Genomic DNA, 8,196 nt, shown 5'->3' with positions numbered 1-8,196 from the left:
TAATGGTATTTCCTGCACCAATATTTAAGTTTCCTTTTTCCATATTGTTTAAACCTCCTCAATTAATCATATATTAAATGTAGATCAATATATACTTAATTACATAAAACTTAAATAAATTCATATTCAATCATATTTTTGTAATTATAAAAAATTTTATGGAAGGTTAAATTTTGCAGACAGAAAACATTACTATCAAAGACATTGATAAGTTGCTTTTAGATGCCGAGTATGTTTCAACCGATGAAATTTCAACTACAGTATATTTATCATTGCTTTTAGGAAGGCCAATGCTTATTGAAGGGCCTCCTGGTGTTGGAAAAACGGAACTTGCAAAGGTTATTGCAAGGTCATTCGAAAGGGATTTCTTCAGGATTCAATGTTATGAGGGAATAACCTTTGAGCAGATTGTTGGTGAATGGAATTACCAAAAGCAGCTGCTCCATCTTGAAGCTGCCCGTAATGATTCAAACAACACTGAAGAGATTTTCGATGAGGAATACTTCATCAGAAGGCCATTGCTCAATGCGTTTTTAAACGAAAATGATTCCGTATTGCTGATAGATGAAATAGACAAGGCTGATGAGGAAGTTGAAAGTTTCTTACTTCAGGCATTGGGAGAGCAGGAAATCACAATCAACGATTTGGGAACATTCCAGCTTAAAAACGATCTTATTGTTATTCTGACTTCAAATTCACAAAGGTCACTTCTTGACGAAACCAAAGACAGATGTCTGTTTTTATACATTCCGTATCCTAGCGTCGAAAGGGAAATTGAAATCGTAAAATCCAAAATACCTGAAGCTGATGAGGAAGTCGTTTCCGTTGTTGTCAAGCTGGTTCATGAAATACGTAATCTCAACTTAATGAAAAAACCTTCTGTAAGAGGAACTGTTGACTGGGTCAGGTCAGTTTCCAATTTGGGAACAAAAAACATGAATGATGCACTTGAAATCAGTGTAGGAACAGCTATCAAAACTGAAAGCGATAAAAAAAGAGTGATTAAGGATATTTTAAGCAAAAGATAAAAATGATTACTAAAATTGCAAATTTATCTTCCCAGCTTAGGAAAAAGGGGCTGCCGGTAAGCATAAGAAGTACCGATGCGGCAGTCAGAATCTACATGGATTTGGGAGAACAGGACAGGCAGCAATTAAAGAATGCTCTGATGGCAGTCTATGTCAAGGACAGGTATGACATTCCAAAATTCCTGAAGGTCTTTGAGGAGATCTTCAAGGAAGAGGTCAAAAAGGAAGTCAAACCGGGCCTTGAGAAGGGAACTGCATACCGTGGAAGAGGACCCAAATCCAATAAGTATGTTATCAAAAAGCAGAATAATGCTTATCAGAAAATCAATAAGGAAAAAATCGCCAACGAAAAGCTTAAAATGCTTTCTGGCCAACCTCTTCTTGAAGAAGTCAAGCAGCTGGAACGTGATGGGGAACTGATGAACAAGGACTTGACCACACTCAACAGGTTTGACCCTAGGATGCTTGAAATCTGTCAAAGGTTAGGTAAAAAAATAGCCAACAAACGTTCAAGGCGTAAGGTTCAGTCCCATTCCCATAAGATTGACATGAGAAAAACCATCAGGACCAATCTGAAATACGGTGGAGTTCCTGTCGAGCTTGTAAAGGCAAAGCCAAGGCCTCATAAAAACGAGCACCTGTTTTTAAATGACATCAGTGGGTCCTGTGAGTGGATCAGCAGCTGGTTTTTCATGCTCATGTTTTCGGCCCAAACCGCTTTTAAGCGCTCAAGAATGTTTGAATTTGACAATCGCGTAATAGAAACAACCAAAGCTTTAAAAGAGGAATATCTTATAGATTCGTTTATCAAAGTCAAGGATTTGAGAGTCAAGAATATGATGGTGCATGGAACTTCAGACATGTATTCTGCATTCAAGCAGTTCCAGGAAATGGCAAACATCAGCAACAAGTCATACATCATCATCCTGTCCGACTGCAGGGACTGGGCAGGACCAAAAGTCAAGGGAGTGCCTGCAAGTGTGGAACTGATTGAGGAAATGGCAAGAGACTCCAAAAAGCTAATCATTCTAAATCCCGAAGACAGAAACAAATGGGACGTTGTGGACAGCTGTGTGTCATTGTATGAAGAGGCAGGAGCAAAGGTGTTTGAAGTAAATACATTGAATCAGCTGGCACAATTTGTAGAACAATTATAAGGTAATGAATATGCAATGCAGTAAATGTGGTAATCCTAAAGTAATTATTAAAAAAGAGCAATCCGGACAGCTCTTATGCAAGGATTGTTTTATAGAATCAATCGAAAAGAAAGTAATAAAAACGGTCAAAAAGGAAAAGCTCCTCGATAAGGGTGACAAGGTATTGGTTGCATTGTCTGGAGGAAAGGACAGCGTTACCACTTTGGAGATTTTAAACAGCTTTCGTGAAATGAACATCATTGACATCTGTGCAGTGACAGTTGATGAAGGAATAGCCAATTACCGCCAGGACGGTGTTGACATTGCAGTTCGCCATGCTCAAAGATTGGGAATAGAACATAAGGTCGTTTCCCTTAAGGAAGACTACGGCATCACATTAGATGAGATAATGCAGAGGGAAAATCACAAAGGTTCATGCACCTACTGCGGAGTGTTTAGAAGGACAATAATCAATAAGGCTGCAAGGGAAATGGGTGCTACAAAAATTGCAACCGGACATAATCTTGACGATGAGGTTCAGGCAATAATGATGAACTATCTTGAAGGAAACACCGATAACCTGACAAAATTGGGTGCAAAGACCGAATCAAAAGCTAAGGAGTTCACTGTCAAAATCAAACCGTTAAGAGAGATTCCTGAACGTGAAATAGGATTATATGTGGTTGCAAAGGACCTTGAAGTTCACTTTGACAGCTGCCCTTATGCAATGCAGTCATTCAGGGGAGAGGTTTCAGAGGTCATCAACCAGCTTGCAGAAAAGCACCCTACAATAAAGTATTCCACTCTCAGAGGCTATGATAAGATAAAGAATATTCTTAAAAAGGAACTTAAAAAGGAATATCCTCAGGGAAGATGTGAAAGATGCGGTGAGCCTGCAGCAAACGAATTATGCAAGGCATGTTCATTTTTAGAGGAATTAGGATTGTGATAAAATGGCATTTATTTTAAAATACAAGGATTTAAACGAAGAAAGAGAAATTCCAAGAGAAGATTACACTATTAAAGATTTACTTGATGATTTGAATTTATCTGCACAGACTATGGTATCCAAACAGAACGGCGAACTCGTCATAGAGGATACCGTAATCGAAGACGGCGATGAAATACAATTGGTTCAAATAATCTATGGTGGTTAAGTGAAAATAAGTTATGAATGTGGGCCTTGCTTTTTAAGGCAGGCTAGAGAAGCGCTGGATTTGTCCACTGATGATGAAATGCTTAAGATGGAGGTCATTGAAGAAATCTTCAAATATCTCAGTGAAAACTTCCATCAGGGCACCAATTCAAACAGCACAGGCTCCGCAATGCATGAAATCATCAAGCAAAAGACTGGCTGCAGAGACCCATATTACATGGAAAAAATCGAAAGCAACAGACTGGCATTGAAATATCTGCCCGACGTTAAAAAGATATTGGATGATGACGACAGTCTGGAAAATTATGTAAAGATAGCAATCATAGGCAATATTCTTGATTTCGGAGCATTCACCTTGGATGATGACATTGAAAGCGTAATCAAAGGTTCCCTTGAAAAGGACCTTGTCATCATGGACATTGAAGAGTTTGAAGATTCATTAAGGAATAATGATAAAGTTCTCTATCTGGTTGACAATACAGGAGAGATAGTTTTTGACAAACTGCTGCTGAGTAAGATTACCGAATACGGTCTTGACATTACCATTGCAGTTAAGTCCGAACCGATATTGAATGACGCATGCATGCCTGAGGCGTTGGATGCGGGTCTTGATGAATTCGGTGACATTGTCGAGATAGGTGCCGGAACAGTCGGATATGTCGACAGCAAGATTTCAGACGAATTCAGGGAAATTTTCAATGACCACAAATTTATTATCTCTAAAGGAATGGGAAATTACGAAGGTCTGACTGAAATCGATTTGTCAGATAAGGAAATCTACTTTTTGCTGTGTGCGAAATGCAACACCATTTCAAGGGGCATCGGCGTTAATTTGCATGACATGCTGCTATTTAAAAAATAATCTTGTGATAATATGATTGTAGGTTTGATAGGTTTTGGAAAGGTATCGCAAAATCTTTTTAAATTAATCAAATCCAAGGATATGGAATTCATCACATCTTTTGAAGGCAGGTCTGGCGAAACCATCGAAGCCATCAAAAAATCAGGTATTGAGGTGTTGGACACCTTTGAGGATGTGGCTTCTGCATCCGATATTCTAATTTCAGCAACATCGCCCAAATCCGCTTTAGATGTCGCTTTAAAGTATGGTAAATATGCAAAAGGGATATATCTTGATTTGAATAACATATCTCCGGACACTACCCTGGAGATTGATAAGCATGTTTCAAACCTCGTTGACGGGGCAATCATTGGCAAGATAGATTCTGATAATCCGATATTGTATCTTTCAGGCAAAAATTCTGATGGCCTGCTGTTTTTAAACGATTTCATAACAACCAAAAAAATAAGCGATAATGTCGGTGATGCGGCCAGATTGAAGCTGCTTAGAAGCGCTTATACCAAAACATTGTCTGCACTTTTGATTGAATCACACCAGATTGCCAAAACATGCAATCTTGAAGATGAATTCTTTGATGCATTGACATTAACGGAGGGAAATGACTTTAAGGAGAAATCCCTTTCAAGAATAAACAACACATTGAACAGTTCAAAAAGAAAAAGTGAAGAGTTGGAAGAAATTATAGATTATTTTGACAATAACGATTTGACAATGGTCAGGGCAGCTTTGAAAAAGCTTAACCGATAACCACTTTAACTTTGAATCCCTTTTTGGCTTTTTTTATGCTTCCTTTAACAGGAATGAAATGGGAATCCATAATGTATCGAAGATAAGTAACTTCCAAAGCAGGAAGTCTCAGATTGGTTTTGATTTTTTTGCCTTCGCTTTTAAACTGCACGGAGATTTTGCCGTTCTTGTCCACATACAAGTCGGTATTGATGCCCTCCTTTGTTATTTTTGTTTCGAATTTTGTCAAATTTAGCCCTGCTTCCAGGCTTAACGGAGCATCCACATTAACGTCATGGCTTCTGAATTCTTCATTCGCTTCACGTGCGCTCATGCCCTTCTCGCCCATGCTTGCAACATACCATGCCCTGTCAATCACCTTTTGGACTTTCTGGTTATCCGGAATCACTCCCTTTGCCTCATAGCTTTTCATCAAGTCCATTACTTCCTTTTTGGTGACTTTCATTTCGATTGCACTTATTGCAAGACGGGTCATGACGGGTCCGTAATCTGATCTTCTAAATGCTGCCCATATTGATTCGGGGTCTCTGTAGACTCTTCTTTTGATGATTTCATTAATGGTGTTTCCATTGAGATAAGCTATTTTTTCAAGGTTTCCTCTGGAGTATGTGTTCATTCTTTTATAGATGTCAGTCCAGTTTCTCTCGCCTGGAACCTTGCCGGCATCGATTTCCCTTTGAAGAATCTCAACTGTGGTTTTTGGAAGCAGCTTTTCAACATCCTTTGTGATGGCCATGTCATTGTCAATTATGGACTGCCTAATCAGCCGTCCTGAATATTTGTCCTTGTTGAATTCCTTGACTATATGATATTGGAGTTTTGATCCGAGAAACTCGTTTATTGCATACCATCTGATTTCGTTTCTGTTGGTATAGCTCTTAGGCATTCCGACGAAGTTTCCCTCATCAATGAACTTCTGTGCCTTTGACTTGATTTCATCTAATGATATGCTTGCCGAGGTGATGTAATCCGTAACGCCATCATCAATCATCTGCTTGAGTCTGATTGGAACGCTGTATGATAAAACCAGTCTGTGATGAAGTCCTTCAAATGACCTGACTTCATCGGCACCCAATGCCAGGGCCATTTCACTTCGAGCTTTGAAATCAACAAAAAAAGGTGCATGGTTTGCACTGAATCCTTTATTGAGATAAACAACAACCTTTTTGTTTTCCTCATCCGCCAATTTGCGGGCTTCGCTTATTAATTTTTCATGGCCCTTATGGACAGGGTCAAAGTCTGCACTGATTCCAATCAATATTAACACCAAAAAAAAAGAAAATGGATAGTTTATCCATCCATTAATTTTAAAACACCGCTTATCACTAACCATATTCCGATTAATGCACCGAGAATGATAGGGTTAGAAATGTAGGTTCCGATTACTATGTATAGCAATCCGAGTACGATTCCTGCTATTCCTGTGTAGAATCCATATCTGGATGCGCGGTTGTTAATAAGTGAAACCACAGCAACAATAATCAGCATTATTCCAGCAAGGTATAAAGTAATTTCAGCTATAAATCCAATCAATGCAGGATTGAATATTAAACATATGCTTAAGAATAGCAGCAACATTCCCAAAATCAAATCAAGCAATGCTCCTGTCCGATTATAGTCTATTATTGCCACTCCTACAACAAGCAGGTAGATTGACATCAACAATACTGACAGACCTATTAAAGCGCTCACTCCAATGAGTCCGAGTATTGGAAATATGATAATTATTAATCCGAGTAGTATAGCTAGTAAACTAACAAATTTAGTTTTCATGTTTTCCTCCTATTATTAGTTAATAGTTTTAATTATATTAATATAATGGGATATGTTTGATTTCAACTGTTGATGAATTCATATCCGAATTGTTTATTTCGGCCAACCATTCGCTTTTGCATTCGCATTCATATTCAATAGGCTTTTGAGTTAAATTGTTGGCTATTATCATGTGCTTCAAATCTTTGTTGCATTTTTTGCAGTTGTATGGGCCACGCCTTGATCCGAAGCCGGATGTATCGAGAAGTGCAGGTATGTCAAGTTCATCTCGTACTGTATTTATGATTTCAATGCATGACCATATCCATGGTGGCTGATAGGCTCCTTTTCTCCAGAACCTTTCAATGACTGTTCCTCCATGTATTGTTGCAGGACAGAATGAAAGCCTATTGACTCCATTTGAATCGCAGTATCTGGCGGTTTCAATCGCTTCGGAAATTGCTTGTGATTCGGATACCAAAATAGGCTTTACAAAGATATATGCTTTTGATTTAATGTTGTAACCTTTGCTTTCACCTAGCTTTTGCATCAGCTTGACCGCATTTTCAAAATCTTCTCTAGTAAATCCCTTGTTGATTTTTTTAAGACGGGTGTAATCATTTGATGTTTCAAGGCCGATGCTCACTTCAAACAATGTGTCTCCAATAATCTCAAAAATCTCATCCAGAACATCTTCCTTCACATATTCTGGTCTGGACTCGACAACGATTTCTGTAACGTTTCCCAAGCTGACCAATGTTTTCAGGATTTCGTCACGGGCATCCTTTGGAAGTTCATATGGATTTAGGAAACTTCCTGATGCAAACAGCTTAACTGAAATCTTATCCTCTTCAGCTATCGGATGTCTGGATAAGTGTTCATGAAATATTTTTAGTATTGTGTCAGTATCTATAGGTTCTAAAGTACAGTCAGATACGTAACTGCACATTGTGCATCCGCCGCTGTCTCCAAGAGCCCAGGCACAGCCGGGGGTAGGCAATATGATGAACAATGTTTTGGAAACTCCGTCATATGTCAGGTCATCATTGTACCAGCTTGCCCCAACCTGTTCGGGGGTTTTCGGATCTTTTCGCTCGAATGCTTTTTGTCTTATCTCTTTAGTTAAATTTTCAATTTCCATTATTCTACCTGCAATATAATAATTATAATATTATATAGTTAGGATTTTTTGATAATTAAAATTGTTGTTGAAAAATAGTATTGGTAATAAGTTGTGTATAATGGTTTAAAAAAATAAAAAAAAGAAAAGTAAGCAAGTTTAGAAACTTGCAATTACGTCTCCTAATAATTTAATGGATTCTTCTACGTTTTTACCAACAGGGGAACCTGCTACGTATTGAGTTACACCCATTTCAGCTAAGCCTTCAATCTTAGGAATGAACTCATCAGGAGTACCACATACGGAGAATGCGTCTAATGCTTCAGGAGTGACAGCTCCAATAGCTCCACCGAAGTCACCTTTAGCTAAGAATTCACCCATTTGGGTGTTGAATC

The 8,196-nt window shown here is 38.4% G+C and carries 9 protein-coding genes and 1 pseudogene; 6 read left to right on the top strand and 4 right to left on the bottom strand.

From position 1 onward, the window contains the following. Window positions 1-173: 173 nt before the first annotated feature. The 6 genes from Q0W26_RS10230 to Q0W26_RS10205 are packed head-to-tail and all read left to right on the top strand — an operon-like array spanning window position 174 to window position 4,929. Entirely contained in the window at window positions 174-1,028 is an 855-nt protein-coding gene (locus Q0W26_RS10230; RefSeq protein ID WP_298524831.1) for a MoxR family ATPase, read from the top strand. Window positions 1,029-1,030: 2 nt separating this feature from the next. Then, a complete protein-coding gene (locus Q0W26_RS10225; RefSeq protein WP_298524828.1) occupies window positions 1,031-2,185 on the top strand; it encodes a VWA domain-containing protein in 1,155 nt (384 codons plus the stop codon). Window positions 2,186-2,195: 10 nt separating this feature from the next. Beyond that, complete coding sequence (locus tag Q0W26_RS10220; protein ID WP_298524825.1) at window positions 2,196-3,113, top strand: TIGR00269 family protein; 918 nt, start codon at window positions 2,196-2,198, stop codon at window positions 3,111-3,113. Between the two features lie 4 nt (window positions 3,114-3,117). Then, window positions 3,118-3,321, top strand: a complete 204-nt coding sequence (locus Q0W26_RS10215) for a MoaD/ThiS family protein (RefSeq protein WP_298524822.1) — start codon at window positions 3,118-3,120, stop codon at window positions 3,319-3,321. Further along, window positions 3,322-4,182, top strand: coding sequence for a DUF89 domain-containing protein (locus tag Q0W26_RS10210; protein ID WP_298524819.1), 861 nt, complete (start codon window positions 3,322-3,324; stop codon window positions 4,180-4,182). Window positions 4,183-4,194: 12 nt separating this feature from the next. Then, entirely contained in the window at window positions 4,195-4,929 is a 735-nt protein-coding gene (locus Q0W26_RS10205) for an NAD(P)-dependent oxidoreductase (protein ID WP_298524816.1), read from the top strand. Here the strand turns inward: Q0W26_RS10205 and Q0W26_RS10200 are convergent. The 4 genes and pseudogenes from Q0W26_RS10200 to Q0W26_RS10185 form a co-directional block, all read right to left on the bottom strand. Further along, on the bottom strand, window positions 4,919-6,196 hold the full coding sequence (locus tag Q0W26_RS10200; protein ID WP_298524813.1) for a nucleotidyltransferase family protein: 1,278 nt from the start codon (window positions 6,194-6,196) through the stop codon (window positions 4,919-4,921). The genes Q0W26_RS10205 and Q0W26_RS10200 overlap by 11 nt on opposite strands. A 23-nt stretch (window positions 6,197-6,219) precedes the next feature. Continuing rightward, window positions 6,220-6,702, bottom strand: coding sequence for a DUF308 domain-containing protein (locus Q0W26_RS10195; RefSeq protein ID WP_298524809.1), 483 nt, complete (start codon window positions 6,700-6,702; stop codon window positions 6,220-6,222). Between the two features lie 37 nt (window positions 6,703-6,739). Next, window positions 6,740-7,822 (bottom strand): archaeosine biosynthesis radical SAM protein RaSEA, encoded by a 1,083-nt coding sequence (locus tag Q0W26_RS10190; protein ID WP_298524806.1) that lies wholly within the window; start codon window positions 7,820-7,822, stop codon window positions 6,740-6,742. Between the two features lie 138 nt (window positions 7,823-7,960). Continuing rightward, a pseudogene (locus Q0W26_RS10185) lies at window positions 7,961-8,196 on the bottom strand (5,10-methylenetetrahydromethanopterin reductase); the annotation flags it as partial.

It is taken from the genome of uncultured Methanobrevibacter sp. (assembly GCF_947169325.1).
Taxonomy (GTDB): Archaea; Methanobacteriota; Methanobacteria; order Methanobacteriales; family Methanobacteriaceae; genus Methanocatella.
This window is presented reverse-complemented; position numbering and strand designations above follow the sequence as displayed.

Coding starts and splice junctions, on each gene's coding strand:
- Q0W26_RS10215 (WP_298524822.1), top strand. CDS start 3,118: ATGGCATTTATTTTAAAATACAAGGATTTAAACGAAGAAAGAGAAATT.
- Q0W26_RS10225 (WP_298524828.1), top strand. CDS start 1,031: ATGATTACTAAAATTGCAAATTTATCTTCCCAGCTTAGGAAAAAGGGG.
- Q0W26_RS10195 (WP_298524809.1), bottom strand. CDS start 6,702: ATGAAAACTAAATTTGTTAGTTTACTAGCTATACTACTCGGATTAATA.
- Q0W26_RS10205 (WP_298524816.1), top strand. CDS start 4,195: ATGATTGTAGGTTTGATAGGTTTTGGAAAGGTATCGCAAAATCTTTTT.
- Q0W26_RS10220 (WP_298524825.1), top strand. CDS start 2,196: ATGCAATGCAGTAAATGTGGTAATCCTAAAGTAATTATTAAAAAAGAG.
- Q0W26_RS10190 (WP_298524806.1), bottom strand. CDS start 7,822: ATGGAAATTGAAAATTTAACTAAAGAGATAAGACAAAAAGCATTCGAG.